Origin of the sequence: Williamsia herbipolensis (genome assembly GCF_036153515.1) — a bacterium.
GTDB lineage: Bacteria > Actinomycetota > Actinomycetes > Mycobacteriales > Mycobacteriaceae > Williamsia_A > Williamsia_A herbipolensis.
The window spans coordinates 1,897,358-1,921,937 of the sequence record NZ_CP108021.1 but is presented as its reverse complement, the minus strand read 5'-3'; the positions used below and the strand labels follow the sequence as shown (position 1 = coordinate 1,921,937).

Here is a 24,580-nt window from a genome sequence, read left to right as displayed (position 1 = left end):
GGTCAGAGCTCGGTGATGTCGACGATGCCGTCCTGGAGAGCGCGCGCCAGCAGTGAGGCCTTCGACGGCGCCGGGCGCCCCACGGCGGCGTACTTCGCGCGGATGCGCGTGATGTGGGTGTTGACCGTCGATTCGGAGATGTAGAGCCGCTTGCCGACGCCGACCTTGCTGTCGGCGAGAACCCATGCGCGCAGCACCTCCTTCTCGCGGTCACTCAGCGCCGGAGGGGTCAGGGTTCGCAGAGGCGAGGGATCGAGAACTGCGGTCATGGTGGTGTGTCCGATCACGGGGGCGTCGACGGTTCCGACGCGATGAGATAACGGTAATAAGCCGTACCGACATCGGACAGACACATCATCTGGTGTCCCCCAAACCGGGGTCACCATTAGATGGGGCACGCAATCAGGCGTCGACGTCGATCGTCGAGCGAACGATCTCGATGCCGTCGGAACCGAAATCGCGGCGGTACATGTCGCCGCCGTCGCGCCTCACGATCGACGCCATGGCCGATCGATGGGGCGGCAGAAGCCGCACGCGGACGTCACCCGATGTCGCCGACTCGAGGACGTCGACGATCGCCTCTCGTACCCGCACCAGGGCGTCTTCCGAGGCCGACCGCAGGGGGTCGTCGTCGAGGAGGATCACCTCGACGCCTCGGCTGCGGGCCGCACGTGCGGCGTCGGCCACCTCCGGCGTCGCGAGTCCGGGCGCGCGCAGCCGGTCCCGCAGGTGCGCCTCCAGCAGCTCGCAGGTCTCCCGCTCGGCGGGGGTCAGCTCGTCGCCGGCCGCGATCCGGTCGAGCATCGGTCGCGCCAGCTTGTCGAGTTCGGCGAGCTGCGCGTCGCGCTCGGCCGCCGCGGCGGTCTGAGCGGCGAGTTCCGCGCTGCGTCGTGCGCCCGACCGTCGGAGATCGAAGATCAGTGTCGCGCTGGGGCGCAACGTCAGACTGAACACCGTCGCCATCGACAGCGGCGCGACGTCGATCAGGGTGACCTGCGGCCCCACCCCGACACGCGCCGGTCCCACGATCGCCGCCACCAGGTAGGCGGCCAGCATGAGAGCCATTCCGGCCCAGGCGAGCGCCGTTCGACCACGCACGCAGAGGAAACAGAGCACCGCGGTGCCCAGACCGTGCATCCAGTTGAGGGTGGCAGCCCTCGCGGACACATCGAGGGTGGCCAGCGCGATACCGCATCCGACAGCACCTGCACAGGCCATGGGGATCGCGGCGCGCAACGGCAACGGGTCCTGGCGGGCCACGACGATGCCGGCCGTCGCCGCCCCGAACACCACCAAGGACACAGCGGTGCCGATGACGGACGTGGCGTCGCCAGGGGACACGAAGAAGATCGCGGCCGACACGAGCACCATGTACAACGCGGTGAGAAGTTTCGCTCCCGTGGTGTGCAGGCCGATGAGCGAACCCGCGTCGCGGAGATCCTCGGCGGTCAGTCGTGTGCTCGAGGCGATGGTCATGACGGCCGGGCCCACGTGAGGGTGACGCGGGTACCGTGTCCGAGCGCGGAGTCGATGGTGGCCTGGCCTCCTGCGAGCTGCTCCATCCGGCCGCGCACACTGACCGCGAGACCGAGACGATGCGGTGGCACCCGGCCGAGGTCGAATCCGACTCCGTTGTCGGTGATCTCGATGTTCAGCCGATTCGCCGAGACCGTGACCTCGACAGCGATGACCGCATCGGCGCCGGCGTGGCGGAGCGCGTTGCGCACGGCCTCGGCCATCGCCGCCGACATCGTGCGCACCACATCCTGGGGGTAGGTGGTGAGACCGAGCGGAGGGTGTCGCGTGTCGGTGAACGCGACGGTGTCGTCGATGTCGGTGACGGCACTCTGCAATTGGGCGATGGCCGCGGAGGCGGGCACGGAGTACGAGGCGCTCTGTTCCACACCGAGTTCGGCGATCGTGTTCGAGGCGAGTGACCGCAGGGAATCGGTGTTGCCCATCCGGGCGGCGCCGAGCAGCGCCGTCATCACGCCGTCGTGGGTGAGTGCGTCGAAACGGGCGCGTTCGGACTCGCGGGCGCGCGCAGCGGCGGCGCGTGCGGCCAGGTGAAAGGCGTCCGCGCGGGTCTCGTCGAGCAGTCGGGCCGTTCGTGCACCGATGATGACCGCGGCGGTGAACGTCATCGAGTAGGCGAAGGCGAAAGCGAGGTCGGGGCCCAGCGGCACGACGAGGTCCGACGGCCGCACGACCCGCGACATGAACGTGGCCACGGTGGTGAGTACGAGGAGATACAGCAGGGCCCGTCCCCGCGGCCAGCCGACACCGATCGCGACACCCACCAGGCCCGGGAACTGCGAGAACCACAGACCCCGCTCGTCGCTGTACATCCCGTTCTTCCACGCCACCGGAACCAGCAGGGCCGCGACGAGATAGGCGATGACGGCCACGATGATGGCGGGGCGCACCAGGTGTCGCGCGTTGACGGCCGCGACGACGCCGACGGCGATGCCGCTGCCGAACACCACGATCGGTGCACCGAACGCCCACCAGCCCGCCATGTACTCGAACGATTTCGCGATGTTTCCCAGACACAATGCCCCGTACGCGAGGTAACCGGCGCCGACGAAGATCGCGAACTGCCGCGTGATGCGCAGTTCGGCGTCGCCGGGTGTTCGTTCGCCGGTCCGCGCCGAGCGGTCGGTCAGTCGCGGGGCCGGCGAGGCATCGGTAGCCATCCGTCCTCCACTGCGCGTTTGTAGAGGTCGGTCTTCGTCGGGGCGGGACGTCCGGCCGCAGCGTACTTGCTGCGGATGCGGCCGAGGTACTGGCTGACGGTGTCGACCGAGAGGCCGGTCAGCTTCGCCACGCGGGCGTTGGCCTCCCCGGATGCGTACAGCTCCAGCACTTCTCGCTGACGAGGGCTGAGGTTGACCTCCACGAACTCCTCGTCGGCGTCGATGGCGGCGGCCCAGTCCATGGTCGCGATGGTCTCGCCGCGCACGGCGGCACGGATGGCCTCGAGGATCTCCACGGCGCGCGGTGACTTGCGCACCACACCCAGAACGCCTGCGGCAGCGGCAGACCGGACGAGGTAGGCCTCCTCGGCCGAGGTGTACACCAGGCACTCGATGCCGTGGGCGCGCAGTTCCTCGACGTTCTTGCGTGGGGAGCTGCCGTCGTCGAGGCGCAGGTCGAGCACCGCGAGATCGAGGTCGGTGGTGATCGCGAGGAGTTCTTTCACCGTTGCGCCGCCGCCGACGAATGCGAGGTCGGAGGTGGTCTCCATCATCGCCTTGAGCCCGAGGATGGCGATCTCGTGATCATCGATGACTCCGATCCGGGCGGGCTGACCGGCAGTTCCCGATGCGCTGTCGGTCATCGGGTGCCTGTCCCGGACGCTCCTGCCGCCGTGCATCGAGGGTGACAGCGGGGGTGACCGGTGGCAATCGCGTGTTCATAGGGCAGGCGCGTGCGAAGCCGCCCGTGAGTGCGCAGCGTCATCGAGATCACGGGACGATTCTCGCCCGCTGACCTGCGACAAGCCGCCTGTACCCGGCGAAGGAGCCCCGGTGTAGTGAGAACGAACTACACGAACACTGTGCCTTCTCACAAAAAGTGGCTTCCGGGTTCGGATTATGTTGCACCGTGCGTCTCCGCAGTGCCCGACCGGCTCGGCGATCGGCCTGGCACTGTGGGCGTATGACGATTCTGGATCTCGACCCCGATGAGCTGCTCACCACCACGCGCACCGTGCGCAAGCGCCTCGACCTCGATCGCGACGTGCCGATGGAACTGATCCGCGAATGCCTCGAGGTGGCGTTGCAGGCGCCGAGTGGTTCGAACCGGCAGGGCTGGCAGTGGGTGGTGGTCACCGACGCCGAGCAGCGCGCGAAGGTCGGGGAGATCTATCGGCAGGAGACCGAGAAGTACCTGGCGTCTCAGGCGTCGGCGGCGAAGCTGTTCGCCGATGACCCCGCTCGCTCGCAGGTGCAGCGCCGCGTGGGCACCAGCGTGGAGGTGTTGGGGGAGAACATGGGCCGGGTGCCGGTGCTGCTGATCCCGTGCATCAAGGCGGGCAAGGACCTGCCCGCCGGCAACCAGGCGGGATTGTGGGGATCACTGCTGCCGGCGGTGTGGAGCTACGCCCTCGCTGCACGCGCCCGCGGACTCGGAACGGCCTGGACGACACTGCATCTCAACCGCGAAGCCGAGGTCGCCGAGATCCTCGACATCCCCGCAGGCTTCCACCAGGGAGCCCTTCTGCCCACCGCGTACTACACCGGCGACACCTTCAAGCCCGCCCCGCGCGCCGACCTCGACGAGGTACTGCACGTCGATCGCTGGTGACGGCGGTCAGGAACTACCGAACGTGGGGGTCTGCGTCGCCGACGGCAGTGTGAACTCGTCGGCGTAGTACTTGCTGAGGCCTGGCGTGGTCTCGCCGTCGGGTCCGATGATGCTGCAGAAGGTGAACACCGTGTACTGCCCCGGGGGCAGAGTCGCGACGACGGTATGCGGTGAGAGTTGCTCGGGCGGGATCGTGGGGTAGTACTTCGAGCCGATCACGCTCGGTGAATAGAACTGGAAGAGATCGGGTCCCGGGATGTCGGCCAGATAGTTGAGCGACTCGGGTGTCGGCGGGAGATTGAGGAGGTCCTCGTAGGTCCCCTTCACCACCCCGCCGCCGCAGTCGCCGCGGTCGGGTGCGGTGAACACGATGGTGGCCGTGTTGCCGACCGACGTCACGTGCGCAACGGTGCCGGAGTTCCGGATGAACGAGGGCGTGGTGTCGGCGTTCGGGCTGATTCCCGTGAGCGATTGCAGTTGCGAGACAAGGGGCTGCGGCGGTGCGGGTTTCGCAGTCGCTACGGCACCTGACATTGTCGCGATGGTGACGGCGATGCAGGTCGTCGTGAGGGTCGATCGCAGTGTTCTGTTCACGGCAGCGCTCCCGAAGATGAGGTATTTGCTCGTTACGCTAACTGACGACTCTCCGACGCGACAGACCTTGTCGTACGTGTGACCGACGTGATCAGATTCGCGAACGTCGTACGCGCCACACGCCGACTCCAGCGATCGCAACGGCGATCACGGACAGCAGGTCCGATTCGGTGACACCGTGGTGGAGGGTGAAGCTGAGGATTACGTGACCCTCTATGGGTCCGTTCGCGAGCACCCATACGACCGCGACGGTCGTCAGGATCGCCGAGGTGGCCATGCCGGGCCGGGCCAGCGACCACGCAGCCGTCACGAACAGCAGGTTCATGACGACCAGCGCATAGAAGAAGTCCGGCGCGATGGGCATGTGACCAGTGTGCTGCATGTGAAGCGCGACCGACTTGTGTCCGATTCTGCGGATCGCTAGCATCGCGGCTGGGGAGAGGGGGGTTCATGACCTATGCCCACTGGACAGAGACGGTGGCGCGGATCATCGGTGACATCGACGACCGGATCAGGCGGGGCGACCTACCGGCGGACATCCTGACTTTTGAGGACGCGGTCTCGCGCAGCACCGAACAGTTCGCGTGCGTCGACGTACTGAGCGACGTGGACCGTGACGCCGTGATCGCCGGGGTCGACGAAGTGCTGCGCATCCGCGCAGGGGGCGTGTACTAGCGTCAGCTCAGTGACCGCCGCAGCGCGGCCCGGTCGACCTTGCCCGGTCCGCGGAGCGGGAGCCCGTCGACGATGTGGACGTCGCGCGGTGCGGCGGACCGGTCGAGCCGTTCGATGACGACGGCGCGCACGCGTTCGGGGTCGATGGTGGCGCCGGTCGACGGGACCACTGCCGCAACGACTCTCTCGCCGAGGCGCTCATCGGGTAGGCCGAACACGGCACATTCGGCAACCGCGGGATCGCTGAGGATCGCGGCTTCGACGACCTGGGGAACCACGGTGAGGCCGCCGGTGGTGATGGCCTCGTCGGCCCGACCGATGATCGACAAAACGCCGTCGTCGAGACGGCCGAGGTCGTCAGTGCGGTACTCGCCGGGGACGGCGAACGCGCTGTGGTCCGGCACATTCCGATATCCGCGAGCGACCATCGGTCCACGCAGGATCACCCGTCCGACGCCGTCGGCGTTCGCCGAGTCGAGCACGATGCCGACACCGTCGAGAGGGACGCCGTCGTACACGCATCCCCCGCAGGTCTCGCTCATCCCGTAGGTGCGCACGATGGGGATCCCGGCGTCGACTGCGCGCTGCTGCAGCAGGATCGGGGTCGCGGCACCACCGACCAGCACCGCGTCGACCTCTCGCAGTGCCGCGGTCGCATTCGGGTCGTCGAGCACCTTGATGAGCTGGGTGGGCACCAGGGAGGTGTACCGACGAGGGCCCTCGATCGCGTCGATGCCGCGGATCAGATCTGCCGGGTCGAAACCACGGGCGACGTCGATGACGACTGGCGTGAAGCCGCCCCGCAGGCACCGCAACAGCACCTGCAGCCCGGCGATGTGGTGGGCCGGTAACGCGAGCAGCCAACCGCCCGGCCCGCCGAGCCGCGCATCGGTGGCGGCCGCCGACGCGGCCAGGGTGGCTGCGGTGTGGAGCGCCCCCTTGGGGACGCCGGTGGTGCCCGAGGTGGCGATCACCAGGGCGATGTCGTCGTCGATCTGCTCGCCGGCGCCCAGGGCCGACTCGAGTCGTTCGATCTCGCGGGGATCGCCGGCCGGTACGGGGAGCGCAGCGATCGTCCCGTCGATGATGGCGTGCAGATCGTCGACCGCATCGAGCACCGCCGGCCCCGACGGCAGGGGGAGCGTGGCGAGGGTTCTCAGGACGGGCCCGGGTTCTCGCCGGACTGATCGGTGTCGAACTGCCACCCGGTCTTCGCGAGGAGCGCACGCACCCGCTCGACATCGGCGTCCGACGGCATCTCGTCGGTCACCTTCGTGATCAGGACACCCACATCGACCCGGCTGATCGGTTCATGGGTGGGGTCGGAGTCGACCTCGGCGACGAGCAGGTCAGCGATCTCGTGCACTTCGTCGTCGGTGAGCTGTCGGCGTAGCAGGGCCATGAGCGGAACATAGTCCTGCTGCGGGACGCCGTGGGGGTATCCGGCGCGCAACCAGTTCATGATCGAGCGCATCAGTTGCGGTCGGTCCATGGGTCCCTCCCGGCATGCATGGACGAGGTGTCAGGCGGCGCTGTTCCCTGCACGCCGATGGCGTCGATCTTCCCACATCCCCGTACGGGGGCACAGCTGTGGGAACGCGCGATCAGCCCTGCCGGGGCAGGTCGGTGGCATCGTCGAGATCCGTACTCGGCGTCGGGTCGGCGGTCGCATCCCATCGCGCGTGGAGGTCGCCGGTGAGCCGCTCCACCTCGCGGAGCTCCCCGAAGAGAAAAGTCCTTCGGTTCTGCGACTGGGCGTCGGGCCTACCCCGCAGGGCGGCGAGTTCTTGCCGCAACGCCTCGGCGTGCTCGGCCAACAGGCCAGAGAACTGCGCGGCCTGCGCCCGCTGGTTGTCGGTGATGCGAACAGTCGGCGCCCCGTCGCTCTCGTTGTCGACTCCCCGATCCTCGGGTACGTTACGGAAGTTCGTTAGCCACAGGACTTTCCCCATCCAATCGCCTCCTGCGCTCGGGTCTGCGGACCACAAGAGGTATCACCGCTCGTGGGCGATCTCCAAGACTTCGCCGCAGCGCGATTCGGGTGGTGTCCGATATGTTCTTTTCGATAGGTATGCCGAAAAGTTCTGCGCGACATGATTTTTAGTCTTCTCGACTCGTCGTGCCGCTGCAGGGGCACCGTCCAAGGAGAGGTCCGTAGGGTCCCTGGCCTGCGCTTTTGCGTCCGAGGTCAGTTCGACCTCGTCGAGTACAGGGGTGGCCCATAGGGGAGTGCGCTCACGTGCAGAGAGCCGCGGCCACCTCGCCGCTACTGTTCTCGACGAACAACGCGGGGGTCAGTTCGCGGAGCCGTCGACAACGGCGATCCGCTCCGGATGTCATTGCGCGGGCGGCACTCTGCCGACTTCGGATGTCACGCACCGCTCGGCCCTCGCTGCGAACAGACGCACTGTTCGGTCATCGGAAGCACCGGAGGAATGATGAGAGCACAATCCATGATCGCGGCGGGCATCGTCGTGGCGGCAACCGTCGGACTCTCCGCCTGCGGCGGCGGATCGAGCGACGTGAGCGGCGAGAGCGCGAAGCCCGCAGGCGGCACCTCACTGTCGCTGGTGGCCTACTCCGTTCCGAAGCCGGGATTCGCCAAGGTCATCCCGGCGTTCGAGAAGACCAGCGCCGGCTCGGGGATCTCGATCAACGAGAGCTACGGCGCCTCCGGCGACCAGTCGCGCAAGGTGGTCTCCGGCCTGGCGGCCGACGTGGTCTCACTGTCGGTGGAGCCGGACGTGACCCGCCTCGTGAAGGCGGGCAAGGTCGATGCCTCCTGGAACGCCGGGCAGTACAAAGGCATCGGGTTCACCTCGGTCGTGTCGCTGGTGGTGCGCAAGGGAAACCCGAAGAACATCCGTGACTGGAGCGACCTGCTGAAGCCGGGCGTCGAGGTGGTCACCCCCGATCCGCGTAGCTCGGGTTCGGCGAAGTGGAACCTGCTCGCGCCGTACGCGGCCGTGAGCAACGGTGGGGCCGACAAGCAGAAGGGCGTCGACTTCATCCAGAGCCTGGTTCGCGATCACGTGAAGACCCGTCCCGCATCGGGATCCGACGCCTCGGCCCTGTTCACCCAGGGCACCGGTGACGTCCTCATCTCGTACGAGAACGAGGCCATCAACCTGCAGCGTCAGGGCAAGAACGTCGACTACGTGGACCCGTCGGTCGATTTCAAGATCGAGAACCCCATTGCCGTGGTGAACGGCTCGCACAAAGACCAGGCCAAGGCGTTCGTCGACTACGTGACCTCCGCCGACGCCCAGAAGCTGTGGGCCGAGGCCGGATTCCGTCCTGTCGATCCGACCGTGGCCGCCGCGACGGCATCGGACTTCCCGAGCATCGCGAAGACGTGGACCATCGCCGACCTCGGTGGCTGGACCTCGGTCGACACGGATCTGTTCGACAAGACCAACGGCCAGTTCACCAAGATCTACGCCCAGGCCACCGGCTAGATGACCCTCGCGACGAAGCCCCCGCGGGTGCGCCGAGCGCGCCGGCGGGGCTTCGGCATCTCCACCGCTCTCGGGATCGGCGCGGGCGGGCTGTGGCTCAGCGTGATCGTGCTGCTGCCGATCGCCGCGTTGGTCGCGAGCGCACTCGGGTCGGGCATCGGGCCGTTCTGGGACGCGATCACCACCGAGTCGGCGATCTCGGCGTTCGAGGTCACGTTCCTGACCTCGGCGGTCGTCACCGTCATCAACGCCGTGGTGGGCCTGCAGATCGCGTGGACCCTCACGCGTGACGACTTCCCCGGCCGGCGGTTCGTCGACGCGCTGATCGATCTCCCGTTCGCATTGCCGACCATCGTGGCCAGCATCGTGCTCCTCGCCCTCTACGGCGCGACCAGCCCGGTGGGTATCCATGTGCAACAGACGAAGTACGGCGTGATGGTGGCGCTGCTATTCGTCACACTGCCGTTCGTGGTGCGCTCGGTGCAACCGGTCATCCTCGAACTGGAGAAGTCGGTGGAGGAGGCAGCGGCGACACTGGGCGCGCGGCCGTTCGTGATCACGCGGTCGGTGATCCTGCCGGCATTGGCGCCCGCGTTGCTCTCCGGCGCGGGACTGGCCTTCTCGCGCGCGATCGGCGAGTTCGGCTCGGTGGTGCTGATCGGTGGCGGTATCCCGCGCAAAACCGAGGTCTCCTCGCAGTACATCCGCTCGCTCATCGAGCAGGACAGCCCGGCGGCCGCGGCGGCGGTGTCGGTGGTGCTGATGGTGGTCTCGTTCGTGGTGCTGTTCGTGCTGCGAATCGTCGCGTCGCGCCTGGCTCGAAAGGAAGCGCCCAGTGACACGTTCGTGGCTTAGGTACACCACCGTCAGTCGGCTGTTCGTGCTGTTCTACATCGGTGTGCTGCTGATCGTCCCGCTCGGGCTCATCCTCTATCGCACGTTCGAACCCGGTGTCGGTGCGTTCATCGATTCGGTGACCTCGCCGGCCGCCATCTCGGCGCTTGATCTGTCGCTGCTCATCATCGCGATCGTGATCCCGCTGAACGGCGTTTTCGGCGTGCTGCTCGCGCTGGCGCTCGCGCGCGGGAAATGGCGTGGCCGAGCGATCGTGGAGGCCATCGTCGACCTGCCGTTCGCCCTGTCACCGGTGGTGGTCGGTGTGTCGCTCATCCTCGTGTGGGGAGTCGACGGGTGGTTCGGGTTCCTGTCGAACTGGGGGATCCAGATCATCTTCGCCGTCCCCGGGATGGTGCTCGCCACGGTGTTCGTGACGTTGCCGTTCGTGGTGCGCGAGGTGGAGCCGGTGCTGCTCGAGATCGGCACCGAACAGGAGGAGGCGGCGATGACGTTGGGCGCCAACGCCCTCCAGATCTTCCGCCGCATCACGCTGCCCGCGATCCGATGGGGACTGGGATACGGGATGGTGCTGACCGCTGCACGCGGGCTCGGCGAGTTCGGCGCCGTCATCCTCGTGTCGTCGAACCAGCCCGGGATCTCGCAGTCGCTGACATTGTTGGTGTACGGGCGTTTCGAGCAGGGCAACGAGTACGGCGCCTACGCCGCGTCCACCACCCTGATGCTCGTGGCGATCGTGATCATCCTGGTGATGACGCTCCTCGCCCGCCGCGTCGAGAACGGCGAGCGGGAAACCGAACAGGCCGGCTGAGATCTATCGAGCGGGGGCCGCGAGCGGCCACCCGACGGACGCCAGGCGGGACGCCACCTGGTTGATCTCCTCGGGGTTCGGTTCGATCTCGATCACCTTGTGGATCGCGCCGCGGATCTGGTCCTCGGTGACCGGATCATCGGTGCCGTGCTCCTTGAACACCGTCAGGATCGCGCGCGTGACCTGCTCCTCGTCGAGCGAGCGCTTGAGCAGCGCCAGCAGCGGGAAGTAGTCCTTGGGCGGCACGCCCTCGGGGTAGCCCTCGCGCAGCCAGCCGAGAATCGATTCGAAGGTGTTGCTCTCTGCCATGATCAGCTCACTTCACCGGTGCGAAGGGGAAGAGATTCACACCGAAGTGGTAGTTGATGGTGGTGCGGGTGATCCAGAGGATCCCGACCACGATCACCGCCGCGATCAGTACGAACAGCGCGATACCCACAGCCCGCAGAGCAGGATTCGAGGTGGACGTGCTGCCGTCGGCGTTCACGTCGCCGGAGCCGGCGGCGTAGAGGCGCAGGCCGATGGCGAACAGGGCGGGCAGTCCGGCGCCGAGGACGAGGCCGATCACGAGGACTTTGAAGATCGCTTCGAAGGTTTCCATCTCAGGTTCCCTGGTTCTCTGTGTGTCCGGCGATCAGCGTGAGCCGACGGTGGACGGCGACTCGGCGGCGATCTCGGCCGGGATGACCGTGTTCGACGACTCGTCCCATTCGGCGTTGACGTTGTTGTGGTCGACCTTCTGCTGCTGTGCGCGCCAGTACATGTAGCCGGCGAGCACCACGAGGATGGCGAAGATGACGATGGCGCCGGGGGCACCGCCGATCAGGTTCGCGATGTAGAAGGTGGCGGCACCGACCAGTCCGGCGAGCGGAAGGGTGGTCACCCAGGCGACGACCATGCGGCCGGCGACGCTCCAGCGCACCGACGCGCCGGGCTTGCCCACACCGGATCCGAGGATGGAGCCGGTCGCGACGTGGGTGGTCGACAGGGCCATGCCGGCGGCGCTCGACGTCAGGATGATTGCGGCCGAGGAGGCTTCGGCTGCGAGACCCTGAGGCGCCTTGATCTCGACGAGACCCTTGCCGAGGGTGCGGATGATGCGCCAGCCGCCGAGGTAGGTGCCCGCAGCGATCGCGATGGCGCACGAGAACACGATCCAGACCGGCAGGCCTTCGCTGACCGAGCCGGCCGAGAGGTGACCGGTGGCGATGAGGGCGAGGGCGATGACGCCCATCGTCTTCTGTGCGTCACCGGTGCCGTGCGCCAGCGAGACCAGCGAGGCGGTCGCGATCTGACCGGTGCGGAAACCGCCCTCCTTCTTGGAGTCGACGATCTTCGCGGTGATGGCGTAGATCAGCCACGTGCCGATCGCCGCGACGATGAGCGCGATCACCGGGGCCAGCAGTGCCGGGATGATGATCTTCTGGGTGATGCCCTCCCAGTTGACGCCCGAGGTGCCGATGGCGGCGAGGCCCGAACCGATCAGACCGCCGAACAGCGCGTGCGAGGAGCTCGACGGGAGGCCGAACAGCCAGGTGAAGAGGTTCCAGAGGATGCCGCCGATGAGGCCGGCGAAGATGATGACCAGCGCCTTCTGGCCGTCGAGACCGCTGACCAGGTCGCCCGCGCCCGGGCCCTTGGTCTGCTGGATCTTGAGGACGTCCTTGGTGATGGTGGCCGCGACCTGAACCGACAGGAAGGCGCCGACGAGGTTCAGTACCGCCGCGATGGTCACCGCGACCTTCGGCTTCAATGCGCCGGTTGCGATGGAGGTCGCCATCGCGTTTCCGGTGTCGTGGAAGCCGTTCGTGAAGTCGAATCCCAGTGCCGTGACGACCAGCAGCACCAGGATCAGCATCTCTGCGCTCATGGCGCTCATTGTGGTGCTAGCGAAGCGTTAATGTCCATGCGATCGTGACTGTTACTCACGGTCTGACCAGGCGCTTTGTGCTTACTACAGCCGGCGTTTACCGATTGTTCATCTGGCCGAATCGCTGGTAAGTGAATGGCGGCCAGCCGGGTGGGTCTTAAGAGTTACTGAGAGACCGATTTGTTACTCGCAATTGTCGGTTGAACGGAGGATTGTGGAGGGATGTTCGTGCATCGGTTCGTCGCTCTGGTGGCCGCGTTGATCGCGCCGCGGGTCGGCGACGGTGACCGAGTCCCGCGACGGCGTCGCCCGGCCCCGGAACCCGAATGCACCTGCGCGGCCTGCACGTGGACCCGGGACTGATCGACGCGTGATCAAGCGTTTCTTGTCGCCGAGTTGAGGCGTGGGCTGGCCGAGAAGTCGTGCGGCATCATCGGCGGTGTGCGGTGGAGGATGCGCTTGTGGGCGGCGGCTGTGGTCGGGCTCTCCGTAACGTGCCTCCTCGCCAATCCCGCGGCTCCGGCCAAGGCAAGCAGTCTGTCGTGCGCGCCGGCGGTGGTGATCCCGATCCGCGGGAGCGGTGACGGGAGTATCGGCCCCCAGCGATACGGCGATATGGTGACCGACGGCTGGGAGGGCGCGACGCTCAGTCGGCTGCTCACCGCCACGTACCGCGATCAGACGGCGATCCGCGCGGTCCCGGTTCTTTCGGTGGGAAGCGGTTATCGGGCGGTCGGCACCGCAGACGGGATCCGACACCGCAGCTTCGGTCGGTCGGTGGCATCCGGGGTCGCGACGGCAGTCGCCGCATACGACACCGCGCGATCCGAGGGCAGCCCCGGGTGCGCGCCGATGGCCGTGCTCGTCGGGTTCTCGCAGGGCGCGGCGGTCGCGCACGGAGTAGCGGTCGAACTGGCAAAACGGTCAGCGGTAGCGGCGGCGCTGTTGATGGGCGACCCCCTGCAGCAGCCCGGCGCCGACGGGGTCACGGGGACCGGCGACGGCGGAGAAGGCGTGTGGCAGAACCCGGTCGGCGCGTTCGTCAGCGGTGTCGATGATCGGAGCGCCGACGCGTTCTATGCCCTCCCCGGCGTTCGGCGGATGTCTGTCTGTCACGCCAGGGACCCCGTGTGCGACTTCCGCGTCGGCACCGACATCACCGGCCACCCGCACACGACCTACCTCGCCGACACCACGAAGTTCCAGACGTCGGCCACCACACCGCCGCTCGCGCGGACCGAGCTCGAGGTCCTCGCCTCGACCCTTCGCAGCGACATCCGATGGGCCACCGAGAAGTACAACCGGGCGTTCGGTCTCACTGCCATCTGATGCCGAGATTGGGTAGGAGGTGGCTCGTGCCAACGGGTTACGCGGCGGACTCCTCGTCGAGGGCGGTATCGGCGGCAGCAGGCAGCCCGATGCTGGGCTCGTGGCCGCGGAAGTTCTCCAGCCACCAGCGCCAGTCGTCGGGGACGAGCTCGAACGGGTTGTCGTAGCCGAGTTCGCGAGCAGCCCACACCGGCCAGTGCGGATTCGACAGGGCCGGGCGGCCGAGGAACGCGAGATCGATGATCCCGCTCTGGATCACCTCGTCGGCCTTCTCCGGCACTCCGAGATTCCAGCTCGTCGCGATCGGGATGTCGACCTCGGACTTCAGGCGCTCGGCCCGCGAGAGCATGAATGCCTGCTTGCCCATCGGGTTGTTGCGCATATCGTCGGTGTTGAAGCCGAGTGAGATGTCGGCGAGATCGAGGCCGTGCTCTTTCATCCACCCGATCGCGGTGATCGCGTCCTCGAACTGGGTGCCGTCGGGGTTCAGATCATCGGCCCCGAGGCGCATCGTCAACGGATACTCGGCGGGCCACACCTCACGCACTGCGTCGAGCGCCTCGAGGTGGAACCGCGTCCGGTTCTCGAGGCTGCCGCCGTACTCGTCGGTCCGCTGGTTCGCGAGCGGCGAGAAGAAGCTCGCGCCGAGATAGCCGTGCGCATAGTGCATCTCGAGCCATTCGTAGCCGGCATCCACCGCACGCAGCGCCGCGTCCGCGTAGCTCTTGTACAGATCCTTGATCTCGTCCTTCGTGAGCTCGTGCACCGGGAACGAGTGGTCGCCGCCGTAGGGGATGGCCGACGGCGCACGGCAGGTCCAGCCCTGCGGGTGATCCGGTGGGAGCTGTGATCCGCCGGGGTACCCGTCGATGGTCTTGTACTTCGGTACCTCGCTGCCCTTGCGGCCGGTGTGGCCGAGCTGAATGGCCGCGACGCCGCCGAACATCTTGATGGTGTCGGTGACGCGCTTGTGACCCTCGATCTGGTCGTCCTTCCAGATTCCCGAGCAGGTGGTCGACGTACGACCGTCCGGCGTGATGGCGACCTGCTCGGGGAAAACCAGCCCGAAGCCGCCGGCGGCGCGGGCGCCGAGGTAACTGACGTGGAAGTCGTCCATCTTCCCGTCGGTGGAGCGGTACATCGTCATGGGCGACATGACGATTCGATTGCGAAGAGTGACGCCCTTGAGCGTGTAGGGCGAGAAGAGATTGGGCATGCGATCCCCCTGTGGATCAGTGCGGCAACGATTGGCCGCGTCTCACGCCGTCGGGATCCGCGGTGAGTCCAGTTGACCAACCGTCGGCATCACCCGCGTTACGTCGTGGGCTGCATTCGGTAACCGTGTGCTCACCACGCTAAGGGAAGCGGCGTGAGGCCGAGACGGCTATTTATCGGACTTATGCCCCGCGCTGGCAGGCGAATACGGCGTACACAGCTGGGTTCGTGGTGCTCGTGCCGACAGGCGACGTTGTCTCGGCCAAGGCCGACTTCACCTCGGGGTCGTCGTACAACGCGGCGAACTGGAACCTGGTGCGCGCAACGCTGCTCGCCGACGGGATCTCCTACAACTCCGACGGAACGATCGCCACCTCCACCGAGGGCGGCATCACCACTAGCTACACCTGGAACGCTGACGGCACCGTCGCGACCGAGACCCGAATGGGCAAGGTCAAGACGTGGACCTACGACGCGTCCGGGCGACCCACCTCTTCGACAGTGACGGCGGCGTGACATGGATGCAGTGACCCTCGGCATGGCTCAGGCCGACGCCAAAAAGCGGTACCCGTTGAAGCGCTCAACAGCGAAGGCGCTGCGCCCAATCGCGACCCGCGGCAACAACCTGGGCCCCTCGACGTACTTCTCCCCGAACACCCAGACCTCGGCGACATACCGGGTCCAGCACGCCCTGATCCCCGGTCTCACGGCATACGGGCTACGAGCGATCTACGCGAACTTCGCCGGCCGGTTCCTGGGCCCCTCAACACTTTCGGTGGCCGCGAGCCTCGAATGGGGCGGCAAGGGGTACGAGCTTCCGTTCCTCGGCGCGGCCACTGCGTCCCTGCCACCCGGTGGTCGCATCGTCAGCGACCCGGCCGGGATCACCCTCGACCCCTACGCCTATCAGCTGGGGCTCATGTCACGCACCTACGTGTCGTGCGGATCGGGCGGACAGTGGCCTATCGGCCTCACCCTCAACGCCACAAACGGTGAGGGGTCGTCGATCGGAGCACCCGGCACCGACCTGACGAACAAGCAGCAGAAGGAGACTCTGCCGAGTACCCCCGCGAGCTCGACAGCCGGCGCATTCTCGCCGGTCGCGATCCTCGGGATCACCAACGCCGACATCTGCGCACTCGGCATCGTGACCGACAGCATCGGCATTGGAACTGGCGACTCCGCGACCGCATTCGCCGCCGGAAACACCGCCTACGACAACGGTTTCCTTGTGCGGGCGATGAACCGGCAAGTTCCACACATGTGGATGGGAAAGTTCGGCGAAACCGCAGTACAGGCCGCTCTCTCGGCGCACTTTCGGGCGTGGTCACTGGACTACTGCACTCACATGATCTGCACGATGGGACGTAACGACATCACCGCCGGGTCGTCGGTGTCGGTCATCGCCAACGCTCTCATCACCTTGTGGAACCTCGGCGCGGTCCGTGGCTTGCCGGTCGCGCAGACCACGATCACCCCCAACACCACCTCGACGGACATGTGGGCGACGGTTGCAAATCAGACCATCGATCCAAACGACTCGGTGCGGGTCACCCTCAACACCTGGCTGAAGGCTGGCGCGCCGATGGACCTCACGGCGGGCACCTACCTCGCGGTGGGTACGGCGGGAGCGGTGACGATCGACGATCCCCGCCATCCGCTCGACTACGTCTACGACGTCGCCGCAACGGTCGAGTCGGCCACGAACTCGGGTAGGTGGAAAGCGGCTGGCCGAGTCGTGACCGATGCGGCGATCACCGCGAACAACACGACGGTGACGTCGGTGACGGGAGCGTTCACTTCCGCCGATGTCGGAGCGTCGGTCAACATCGCGGGCGCAGGGGCATCAGGAGCTATGTTGTCGACGTACATCAAGTCCGTCACCAACTCGACGACGGTCGTGTTGCAGGGCACGCCGGTGACCGCTGTGTCGGCCGCGGCGATGGCGGTGGATGTATATGCGGTTGATGGGGTGCACCCCGGTCGGATTGCTCACGCCGCGATGGCGATACCGACCCTTCCGTTCGTCGCTCCGCTGCGTTTCGCAGCCTGACATTCTCGCTGTGTTAGGCGAAATGGACGACACGTAGGATCGCGTCTGCGATGGCCCGGTGACCAGCGTCGTTTGGCGAAAACGAATCCGTCACACCCGTCGGTGTTTTTTCGCCAGCGACTGCGTGATTGGTGGCTACTGCGAATAGCGGGGACAGCGGGATGTATTTTCCGCCGGCCACGCTGCAGGCCTTCTCGGTGGCGGTGGCAATAGCCTGTGCAGCGCTCGCCGGTCGCCACGGGCCGAGACAAATAAGCTGCGCGCTTGGGCTAAGCGAGACAACCGACTGAGCTAGGAGCTCATAGGCCCGCTCGTACAATGTTGGGTCGGTGTTGCCTACGTCGTAGGTGCCCAGTTCGAAAACCACTAGATCAAACTGCTTCCCAGGTGGGGGCCAGGGGTGGTCGCGTTGGAACCCACCTACCCGAACCCCCTTTTTGGCGATGGTTGTGGTGGGGCCGATCGCTGCGGTGGTCACGATTCCTCGGAACGTGGCGACATCAGAGGTGGCGAAGGTGCCGACGGTTAGCGAGTCGCCGTAGAACAGAACGGATGCGGCGCGGTGTGCTGGCGTGGTGTCCGCCCGATCAGCAGCCGGTGGCGTCTCCGTACACGCTGAGATCAGCAAAACACTTGCAAGCACCATTAGCCCCAGCAGGCGGCGGCGTGTCACCACTACGGACGCGGCCACGCCTGGCGTGTCGCTGCCGCGTACACGGCGTCGGCATCCGCCCGCACGTCGCCGGTGAAGCTGTGGCGATCGACGATCGACCATGCTTGCTGCGTCTCAATGCCTTGGACGGTTGCGATCGCAACGTACGGCAATTTCTCCGCGTCGGTCATGGTTCAAACTATGCCGGACAGACCCACGCTGTTGCAGGACCAAACCGGCATTTGTCGACCGGACGTACGACAGCGAGACAGCTCGGAAGCTCAGCGTCAGCTCGGTGAGGCACGCGCACGTTCAGCCGACTAGGTCCCCGCCCATAACGAGAGCTATGTGCGCGAGGCGATCTCGGGTTTCACTGCGCGCTGATCAGCGCGCAGCGGGTGATCGGCCGGGATCTCAACGAAGATGAGTTGCCGACCGTCGGGATCCGAAACGTGCATCTCCTTCAGGCCCCAAGGTTCCGTCCGCGCCTCACGTGTGATCGACACGCCGGCGGATGCGAGATCGCGTTGTGTCGCCTCGATGTCCCGCACTTGCAGCCATAGGGCAGTTGCGAACTCGCTGCCGTCGGAGGTCATGTGCGAGACGACTTCGATCAGCGTCGATCCGGCGAAGAACACCACCCCACCGGGGTAGGTGCGAGCGACGGCCAGGTCAAGGGTGTCGCGATAGAACGCCAACGTCGTCCCAGGATCGCGCGGACGGAGGAGGACGCGGGCACTCAAGATCTCCATGTGGACTGTCTACCGGGTGAACCTCGAGACATCGAGCATAAGTCGAGTTATGGTCGCGGGTGACGATCGACGCGGATGGAGCGTCGGGCATCATCGACCTCAACGTCGAGGAAGGGCAGTCGCATGAGAATCGGTATGGGCATCAACTACGCCGGAGATTTCAGCGAGACCATCAACAACCTGCTCGAGTTCGAGGCCGCCGGCCTCGACCGCGTGGCGGTCCCGGAGGCCTACAGCTACGACGCGGTGAGCCAGCTCGGCTACATCGCCGCGAAGACAGAAACCCTCGAGCTCGCCACCGGCATCCTGCCGCTGTTCACCCGCACGCCGACGAACATCGCGATGACCGCAGCCGGCCTCGACTACATCTCCGGTGGCCGCGCGGTACTCGGCATCGGGGCCTCCGGCCCGCAGGTCATCGAGGGTTTCCACGGCGTGAAATACGACGCCCCGCTGGGCCGCGCCCGTGAATACGCCGACATCTGCCGCAAGGTGTGGAAGCGCGAACGCGTCGAGTACGAGGGCAAGTACTACAAGCTTCCGCTCACCAAGGAAGACGGCGGCACCGGGCTCGGCAAGCCGCTCAAGCTCATCAACCACCCGATCCGCGATCGCATCCCGATGGCTCTGGCCGCCATCGGACCCAAGAACGTCGCGTTGGCCGCGGAGAAGTTCGAGGAGTGGCAGCCGATCTTCTTCCACCCCGACCACGTCGACGCCGCGTTCGGTGAGCCGCTCAAGGCCGGGAAGGCCAAGCGCGACGCCGAGCTGGGGGAGCTGCAGATCTCGGTGACCACCGCGCTGCTCATCAGCGACGACGACACCGCCAAGGACAACGCCCGCGCGCTGGTCTCGCACCAGGTGGCGCTTTACGTCGGCGGCATGGGTGCCCGGGGAAAGAACTTCTACAACGATCTCGCCGTGCGGTACGGCTACGTCGACGAGGCCAAAACCATCCAGGACCTCTACCTCGACGGCAAGAAGCAGGAAGCCGCCGACGCCGTGCCCGACGATCTGGTGCGTCAGATCTCGCTGATCGGATCGGCGTCGGAGGTCAAGGACCGCGTCCAGGCGTTCGAGGCGGGCGGTGTCACGATGGCCCTGGCGACGCCGATGGATGTCGACCATGCGGCGAACGTTCAGCAGGTTCGGCTCCTGAAAGAGATGATCAGCTAGTCACGTCAGCCGCCCGACCTCGCGAAGGAACTCGATGCCGTCACCGTTCGATCCCGAACTGCGCACCTACGACGAGGACCGCGCGATCCACGGCGACTATCCGCTGAAGCTGCGGATGCTGATGCGGGCGAAGACCATCGTGAAGAAAGCCATCGCGACCGGGACGCCGGTCGAGCCGTTCGACGAGCCGTACACGGTGATCGCGATCCTCGGTCAGTCGAACGCGGCCGGTGCCGGTATCGAGGTCGGGGGCACCGCGCCCACTCCGCCGAATCCCCGGGTGCACCAGTGGCCGGGGTGCGGGCGGTACCGCGGACGCAAGCCGCTCGCCGCGATCGATCCGCTGCTGCACGAGGTGCCCACCAACGGTGTGGGTTTCGCGACCGAGTTCGGCTCGTTGCTCGCCGACGCGTCGGCCAAGCCGGTGCTCCTGGTGCCGACGGCGCGGGGCGACACGTCGTTCTGGCCGAAGAACGGCTACTCGTGGAACCCAGCGAACACCGACGTGCGCGTGAACCTGTTCAAGTACGCCTGCAAGCAGATCGACTCGGCGTTGAAGTTCAGCGGACAGCCGCTGAGTGGAATCCTGTGGCACCAGGGCGAATCCGACGGTCCGCTCACGCCGGCGGAGCTCTACCAGGAGCAGTTCGACCTGTTGATCGCCACGCTTCGCGTGCGGTACGGACCGGTGCCGTTCATCCTCGGAGGCCTGAGCCCCGAGTACATGCGATTCGGTCCGCCGAAACTCGCCGGCATCGACGCCGTCCACAAGGACACCCCCAACCGACATCCCAACGCGCGATTCGTCGAGCCGCCCGACGGCATGCTCAACGGGTCGCCTGGTGTCCCCGGCGTCGCCGAGGATCCGCACTTCACGGCCGAAGCAGGCCGCATCATCGGTCGGCGAATGTTCAGCACGTACCAAGAGATGACCTCCGCAGGCAGCTGAGCGAGAACGGCGCGAGCGGAGTTTTTAAACGTACCTTCGTACAGCTCGCTCGGATCTAGGGTCGCGGAATGGACAGGAACACACTCCCATTCCTCCGCGTCGCGGCTCGCAACCGACTCCGTGAACGCAAGCTCCGTCGCGTTCTCGGGCCCGATCTCGGCCGCCCGGTCTCGTGGCAGGCCACCGACAATCCGTTGGTGGGGGAGACCGCCGCGATCTTCGAGTCGTCGCATGACGTGCACAAGTGGTCGCAGTATTTCGAGGCCTACGACGCCGTGCTCGCCCCGCTGCGAGATCGACCGATCAGGATGTTGGAGATCGGCGTCTTTCGCGGTGGATCGCTCGAGATGTGGCGGAAGTACCTTCACTCGGACTCGCTGATCGTCGGTGTCGACATTGATCCCGGCTGTGCGACGTTCGACGACCCGGATCGCAACATTTACGTGCGCATCGGCCCCCAGCAGGACACGGCATTCCTCCGGGGTGTGATCGACGAATTCGGCCCCTTCGACGTGATCCTCGACGACGGTTCCCACGTCAACTCCCACATCATCGACTCGTTCACCTTTCTGTTCCCGAATGCGTTGGCGGACAGCGGGGCCTACATGGTGGAGGACATCCACGCCAACTACTGGTGGACACATGCCGACCAACCGGCGACGTTCGTCGACTTCACCACATCGCTCATCGACGCGATGCACGCCCACTATTTCTCGACCGTGGGGGAGCAACTCTTCCACGCGGGAGATACGAAGCGGGAAACTGCGATTCAGGTCCCGTTCGCGACCACCATCGTGGGCAAGATCGAGTTCTACGATTCGATCGCGGTGATCCATCGCCGCAACCGTGATCTGCCGCGTTCGATTTTCCGGGCGTGACGTCGCGGGCCAGACCCGCCGTGAGGGAGTGCTCATCGCGGGGGCATGACGGGTGCGACGCCGACCTTCGCAAGCTGTGCAGACAACAGGGCCGCCAGCTTCTGATGTCCCTCGACGGTCGGGTGGAGTCGGTCCGGTCCGATGATCATTGATGCGGTTGTGGGCGTGATCAATTGGCGCATGTCGACGAAGGTCCATCGCGTGGCGAGGGCTGCGTCACGGATCGCGACATTGATCGCGGCGCGGGGGCCGGTCAGGCGACCCGCACGGTCGGGTGGGACACCGAGGACGACGTGTTTCGCAAGAGGGTAGCGATCCCGCAGGCTGGCCATCACCCAAGCCGCGTTGGTTCGTATCAGAGCGGCAGGCACGTTGCTCAGAGCATCGTTGACCCCACCTTCGAGCAACACCACCGAGATCGGCGGCACTGGCAACTCGCCGAGCGCGGAGTCGCTCAGCTGACTGACGAAGTTGGGCCATCCGTCGACGCGTGACTCGACAACGTATCCAGTTCCCCCATGGCCGGACTGGGTGACGGTGTAGCCGAGTCCGTTGAGCGCGATCCGGCCAAATGTCTGCGACCGCCTCACCCCGTCGGAGCCGGTGAAGTACGAGTCGCCGAAGGCCAACGCGTGAACCTGTCCGGCCCACGGGTCGGTGAGCTCCTCGATTTGCGCAGCAGAGAGCGACGCAAAGGGTGCACCCAAATCTCGGACCTTCGAAACCGTGACTCCCGCACACAGAGCGGCGGCGCAGGCTACCACTGCAACTCGGGACGCCCACCGCCTCGCGGCGAAGCCAGATCGCATAGATGAATCGTCACCCACTCGGAGCCTTTCGACAGCCCGACATCTGTACGCCAAACAAACCACACAGTTCCTCTGGACACTTCAGGCGCAGCTCAAGACAGGTCAGATGAGAACCGGACACCGGCTCGCTGGATGGTGCCGTGGGTCGGCGATCCGTCGGTGACTGAGCGATGAGGCCCGATTCAGCGCTCGCGAGTCTTGGATACGGCAGGATCTATGTATGGATCGGTTGAGTTCGCGTCTGGTCGACGCAAACAACCCGCGCTCGCTGTCTTATCGGGCGAGGAAGAGGCGCTGGCTGAAGTTCGCCGAGACGTTTCCTGACGTCGCGGACATGCGGGTGCTCGATCTCGGTGGGACACCGGACTACTGGCGTAACGCCCCGTCTCGGCCAGGACACCTGACTCTTGTGAACATGGTGCCTGCGACTGCTGTTGCCGGCGAGGTCGTCGTGCTCGGTGACGCGTGCGCCCCTCCGTCGGCTGTGATGTCCCAGCGCTATGACCTGGTGGTGTCCAACAGCCTCATCGAACATGTGGGCGGCCATTCCCGGCGACAGCAATTGGCCGACGTCATCTCAAGAATCGGCGACTCCTACTGGGTGCAGACCCCCTACCGCTACTTCCCGATCGAGCCACATTGGATGTTCCCGGGCTTGCAATTCTTGCCTTTCGAGGCGCGTGTTCGCGCTACTCAACTGTGGAAGATCGGGAACATGCAGACCGCGGATCGCCAGACTGCAATCGACAACGTGGCTGAGGTCGAGTTGTTGGGGATGACTCAGATGCGCGACTACTTTCCGGACGGCGATATCTGGACCGAGCGTGCCGCTGGGTTGGTCAAGTCGATGGTGTCCATTCGCTTCGGCGGCCACTGGTTCGTTCAGAAGTCGCCGAGCACGACACCGGGAACTGATTGACCGGCTGTACGCAACGTTGTGTAGGCCTCGGCGAGCGCGGCCCTTTCGGTCCGCCGTACTCGGGCTACGAGTACGAAGCAGTCAGCGGAGTCGATGAGACCGCGTGAGCCCGCATAGCCTGTCAAGGGAGGGCAGTCGATGATGATGACGTCGAAGAGGTCCCTCAGGTGAGTCAGCGAGCGCTTGATTGCTGCAGACGACAAGAGTGCGGAGGGTGCGAGCGCGGGGCCGCCTGACGCCAATATGTACAAGCGCGACAGCGCTGTTGCCTGCACGTAGTCTTCGATCGGGGCCGATGTCCCGAACCAATCAGTCAGCCCGACATCCCATTCGGCGCGGTCGGTTTCATCTGTTCGTACATCTGCGTCGACGAGTAGCGCACGGAATCCGGCGTCGGCGAACGCCGCGGCAAGTGAGATCGCAGCGGTGGAGACACCCTCGTCGCCCTGTGAACCGGCCACTGCGACCACGGAATTGGTTCCGACGGTGGGTTGAAACGACACGGCCAGTCGGAGTCGACGAAATTGCTCAGCTTGCGACGAGTCATCAGTGGAGAAATCAACGATCGTTTGTCGATCGCTACGGCGTCTAGAAGCGATCTCGATCACCAGTCCGTCGACGACCGCAGCGACATCCCCTGTCGACCGGATGCGTCGCCGTCTGCGCCGAGCTACATGATCGACGACGGCGGTGAACCCGCCACCTATCAAGGCGCTGACGGCGACCCACAGCGAAAGTGGAGGGCCGGCCCGGCTCCTAGGGATCTGCGCCTGTTGCACCAGCCTCAGCCGTCCTGAGTCGGAAACACCGCTCGGTGCGCCCCCGAGTCGGGCCACCACGGAGATCAGGGCGCGGGCGCCTTCGTTGGCGAGGCGCGCGGCCATCGTGGGAGAGCGGTCACTCGCCATCACAGTGATGAGCAACGTGCCTGCGCGTGCATCAGCTCCGAGAGACCGCTTGATTTCGTCGGTGCTCCGTTCGCCACCAATCGCTTCGTGTACGGCATCCGCGACTAAGCCAGAGCTGATCAGTCGGGCGAACGTGACTGCCCGTTGTTGAGAATCGAGAAGTCCCGCGTAGTCGCCGAAGTTGTCACCTGGCTGTGCAGGTGCGACGGCGACATACGTCAGCGACTCCGCGGTGTAGTCGGGTTGCTGGACCACCGCGACCGCACCTCCACCAATGCCGAAGGTGATCGCCCCGGTGATGATCAGGACGAGACGCCGTGAAAGGCGGTCGGTTGGCCGCTGCTGGAACCGTTTCACGCCCGCGGCACC

30 protein-coding genes are annotated in these 24,580 nt (G+C 66.0%); 12 read left to right on the top strand and 18 right to left on the bottom strand.

The window, feature by feature from the left end; all coding sequences use genetic code 11:
* Positions 1-2 precede the first annotated feature (2 nt).
* The 4 genes from OG579_RS08590 to OG579_RS08575 all read right to left on the bottom strand — a co-directional run bounded on the left by OG579_RS08590 (position 3) and on the right by OG579_RS08575 (position 3,340).
* Complete coding sequence (locus tag OG579_RS08590) at positions 3-269, bottom strand: LuxR C-terminal-related transcriptional regulator (RefSeq protein WP_055793850.1); 267 nt, start codon at positions 267-269, stop codon at positions 3-5.
* A gap of 133 nt (positions 270-402) precedes the next feature.
* On the bottom strand, positions 403-1,476 hold the full coding sequence (locus tag OG579_RS08585; RefSeq protein WP_328858791.1) for a hypothetical protein: 1,074 nt from the start codon (positions 1,474-1,476) through the stop codon (positions 403-405).
* A complete protein-coding gene (locus OG579_RS08580; RefSeq protein ID WP_328858790.1) occupies positions 1,473-2,696 on the bottom strand; it encodes a sensor histidine kinase in 1,224 nt (407 codons plus the stop codon). Before OG579_RS08580 ends, OG579_RS08585 begins: the two co-directional genes overlap by 4 nt.
* Positions 2,663-3,340 (bottom strand): response regulator transcription factor, encoded by a 678-nt coding sequence (locus tag OG579_RS08575; RefSeq protein WP_055793055.1) that lies wholly within the window; start codon positions 3,338-3,340, stop codon positions 2,663-2,665. The genes OG579_RS08580 and OG579_RS08575 overlap by 34 nt, the downstream gene beginning before the upstream one ends.
* A 320-nt stretch (positions 3,341-3,660) precedes the next feature.
* Between OG579_RS08575 and OG579_RS08570 the strand changes: the two genes are divergently transcribed.
* The gene (locus tag OG579_RS08570) at positions 3,661-4,308 is read left to right on the top strand and encodes a nitroreductase family protein (RefSeq protein ID WP_328858789.1); all 648 of its coding nucleotides are present in this window, start codon (positions 3,661-3,663) and stop codon (positions 4,306-4,308) included.
* Between the two features lie 6 nt (positions 4,309-4,314).
* Here the strand turns inward: OG579_RS08570 and OG579_RS08565 are convergent, their stop codons facing one another.
* Both OG579_RS08565 and OG579_RS08560 read right to left on the bottom strand, forming a co-directional pair.
* Positions 4,315-4,707, bottom strand: a complete 393-nt coding sequence (locus tag OG579_RS08565; protein ID WP_328858788.1) for a hypothetical protein — start codon at positions 4,705-4,707, stop codon at positions 4,315-4,317.
* Positions 4,708-4,993: 286 nt separating this feature from the next.
* On the bottom strand, positions 4,994-5,266 hold the full coding sequence (locus OG579_RS08560) for a hypothetical protein (protein ID WP_328858787.1): 273 nt from the start codon (positions 5,264-5,266) through the stop codon (positions 4,994-4,996).
* 113 nt (positions 5,267-5,379) lie between these two features.
* Between OG579_RS08560 and OG579_RS08555 the strand changes: the two genes are divergently transcribed.
* Positions 5,380-5,577: a hypothetical protein gene (locus OG579_RS08555; RefSeq protein WP_328858786.1), complete on the top strand. Its 198-nt coding sequence runs from the start codon at positions 5,380-5,382 to the stop codon at positions 5,575-5,577.
* A 2-nt stretch (positions 5,578-5,579) separates the two neighbouring features.
* On the opposite strand, the gene menE is transcribed toward OG579_RS08555, so the two are convergent.
* The 3 genes from menE to OG579_RS08540 all read right to left on the bottom strand — a co-directional run bounded on the left by menE (position 5,580) and on the right by OG579_RS08540 (position 7,529).
* Complete coding sequence (gene menE / locus OG579_RS08550) at positions 5,580-6,737, bottom strand: o-succinylbenzoate--CoA ligase (protein WP_408068816.1); 1,158 nt, start codon at positions 6,735-6,737, stop codon at positions 5,580-5,582.
* On the bottom strand, positions 6,734-7,069 hold the full coding sequence (locus OG579_RS08545; RefSeq protein WP_328858784.1) for a DUF3349 domain-containing protein: 336 nt from the start codon (positions 7,067-7,069) through the stop codon (positions 6,734-6,736). Before OG579_RS08545 ends, menE begins: the two co-directional genes overlap by 4 nt.
* Before the next feature lie 112 nt (positions 7,070-7,181).
* On the bottom strand, positions 7,182-7,529 hold the full coding sequence (locus OG579_RS08540) for a hypothetical protein (RefSeq protein ID WP_328858783.1): 348 nt from the start codon (positions 7,527-7,529) through the stop codon (positions 7,182-7,184).
* 486 nt (positions 7,530-8,015) lie between these two features.
* On the opposite strand from OG579_RS08540, the gene OG579_RS08535 reads away from it, so the two are divergent.
* From OG579_RS08535 to OG579_RS08525, 3 genes are read left to right on the top strand one after another with little or no spacing between them, the layout of a single operon-like run.
* Entirely contained in the window at positions 8,016-9,035 is a 1,020-nt protein-coding gene (locus OG579_RS08535) for a sulfate ABC transporter substrate-binding protein (RefSeq protein WP_408068767.1), read from the top strand.
* Positions 9,036-9,890 (top strand): sulfate ABC transporter permease subunit CysT, encoded by an 855-nt coding sequence (gene cysT / locus OG579_RS08530; RefSeq protein ID WP_328858782.1) that lies wholly within the window; start codon positions 9,036-9,038, stop codon positions 9,888-9,890.
* Complete coding sequence (locus OG579_RS08525) at positions 9,871-10,701, top strand: sulfate ABC transporter permease (protein ID WP_328858781.1); 831 nt, start codon at positions 9,871-9,873, stop codon at positions 10,699-10,701. The genes cysT and OG579_RS08525 overlap by 20 nt, the downstream gene beginning before the upstream one ends.
* 3 nt (positions 10,702-10,704) lie before the next feature.
* Here OG579_RS08525 and OG579_RS08520 read toward each other — a convergent pair whose 3' ends face one another.
* From OG579_RS08520 to OG579_RS08510, 3 genes are read right to left on the bottom strand one after another with little or no spacing between them, the layout of a single operon-like run.
* Positions 10,705-11,010 (bottom strand): DUF3349 domain-containing protein, encoded by a 306-nt coding sequence (locus OG579_RS08520; protein WP_328858780.1) that lies wholly within the window; start codon positions 11,008-11,010, stop codon positions 10,705-10,707.
* A 7-nt stretch (positions 11,011-11,017) separates the two neighbouring features.
* Positions 11,018-11,302 (bottom strand): hypothetical protein, encoded by a 285-nt coding sequence (locus tag OG579_RS08515; protein ID WP_328858779.1) that lies wholly within the window; start codon positions 11,300-11,302, stop codon positions 11,018-11,020.
* Between the two features lie 33 nt (positions 11,303-11,335).
* A complete protein-coding gene (locus OG579_RS08510; protein ID WP_045823954.1) occupies positions 11,336-12,571 on the bottom strand; it encodes an inorganic phosphate transporter in 1,236 nt (411 codons plus the stop codon).
* Between the two features lie 618 nt (positions 12,572-13,189).
* On the opposite strand from OG579_RS08510, the gene OG579_RS08505 reads away from it, so the two are divergent.
* Positions 13,190-13,900, top strand: coding sequence for a cutinase family protein (locus tag OG579_RS08505; RefSeq protein ID WP_328858778.1), 711 nt, complete (start codon positions 13,190-13,192; stop codon positions 13,898-13,900).
* A 37-nt stretch (positions 13,901-13,937) separates the two neighbouring features.
* Here the strand turns inward: OG579_RS08505 and OG579_RS08500 are convergent, their stop codons facing one another.
* Positions 13,938-15,116 (bottom strand): NADH:flavin oxidoreductase/NADH oxidase, encoded by a 1,179-nt coding sequence (locus tag OG579_RS08500; protein ID WP_328858777.1) that lies wholly within the window; start codon positions 15,114-15,116, stop codon positions 13,938-13,940.
* A gap of 227 nt (positions 15,117-15,343) precedes the next feature.
* Here OG579_RS08500 and OG579_RS08495 point away from each other — a divergent pair, with 227 nt between their 5' ends.
* Entirely contained in the window at positions 15,344-15,631 is a 288-nt protein-coding gene (locus OG579_RS08495; RefSeq protein WP_328858776.1) for a hypothetical protein, read from the top strand.
* A gap of 1 nt (position 15,632) precedes the next feature.
* A complete protein-coding gene (locus tag OG579_RS08490; protein ID WP_328858775.1) occupies positions 15,633-17,168 on the top strand; it encodes a hypothetical protein in 1,536 nt (511 codons plus the stop codon).
* Positions 17,169-17,181: 13 nt separating this feature from the next.
* Here the strand turns inward: OG579_RS08490 and OG579_RS21970 are convergent, their stop codons facing one another.
* The 3 genes from OG579_RS21970 to OG579_RS08480 form a co-directional block, all read right to left on the bottom strand.
* On the bottom strand, positions 17,182-17,814 hold the full coding sequence (locus OG579_RS21970; RefSeq protein ID WP_408068815.1) for an SGNH/GDSL hydrolase family protein: 633 nt from the start codon (positions 17,812-17,814) through the stop codon (positions 17,182-17,184).
* Between the two features lie 29 nt (positions 17,815-17,843).
* On the bottom strand, positions 17,844-18,011 hold the full coding sequence (locus OG579_RS08485) for a hypothetical protein (RefSeq protein ID WP_328858774.1): 168 nt from the start codon (positions 18,009-18,011) through the stop codon (positions 17,844-17,846).
* A 153-nt stretch (positions 18,012-18,164) separates the two neighbouring features.
* The gene (locus OG579_RS08480; protein WP_328858773.1) at positions 18,165-18,572 is read right to left on the bottom strand and encodes a VOC family protein; all 408 of its coding nucleotides are present in this window, start codon (positions 18,570-18,572) and stop codon (positions 18,165-18,167) included.
* A gap of 123 nt (positions 18,573-18,695) precedes the next feature.
* Between OG579_RS08480 and OG579_RS08475 the strand changes: the two genes are divergently transcribed.
* From OG579_RS08475 to OG579_RS08465, 3 genes are all read left to right on the top strand, one after another.
* Entirely contained in the window at positions 18,696-19,748 is a 1,053-nt protein-coding gene (locus OG579_RS08475) for an LLM class F420-dependent oxidoreductase (RefSeq protein WP_328858772.1), read from the top strand.
* 34 nt (positions 19,749-19,782) lie between these two features.
* Positions 19,783-20,697, top strand: a complete 915-nt coding sequence (locus OG579_RS08470) for a sialate O-acetylesterase (RefSeq protein ID WP_328858771.1) — start codon at positions 19,783-19,785, stop codon at positions 20,695-20,697.
* 68 nt (positions 20,698-20,765) lie between these two features.
* Entirely contained in the window at positions 20,766-21,575 is an 810-nt protein-coding gene (locus OG579_RS08465; RefSeq protein WP_328858770.1) for a class I SAM-dependent methyltransferase, read from the top strand.
* 32 nt (positions 21,576-21,607) lie between these two features.
* Here the strand turns inward: OG579_RS08465 and OG579_RS08460 are convergent, their stop codons facing one another.
* On the bottom strand, positions 21,608-22,282 hold the full coding sequence (locus tag OG579_RS08460; RefSeq protein ID WP_328858769.1) for an SGNH/GDSL hydrolase family protein: 675 nt from the start codon (positions 22,280-22,282) through the stop codon (positions 21,608-21,610).
* A 322-nt stretch (positions 22,283-22,604) separates the two neighbouring features.
* Here OG579_RS08460 and OG579_RS08455 point away from each other — a divergent pair, with 322 nt between their 5' ends.
* Positions 22,605-23,303 (top strand): class I SAM-dependent methyltransferase, encoded by a 699-nt coding sequence (locus tag OG579_RS08455; protein WP_328858768.1) that lies wholly within the window; start codon positions 22,605-22,607, stop codon positions 23,301-23,303.
* Here the strand turns inward: OG579_RS08455 and OG579_RS08450 are convergent.
* Positions 23,267-24,568, bottom strand: coding sequence for an AAA family ATPase (locus OG579_RS08450; protein ID WP_328858767.1), 1,302 nt, complete (start codon positions 24,566-24,568; stop codon positions 23,267-23,269). The genes OG579_RS08455 and OG579_RS08450 overlap by 37 nt on opposite strands.
* Between the last annotated feature and the right edge of the window lie 12 nt (positions 24,569-24,580).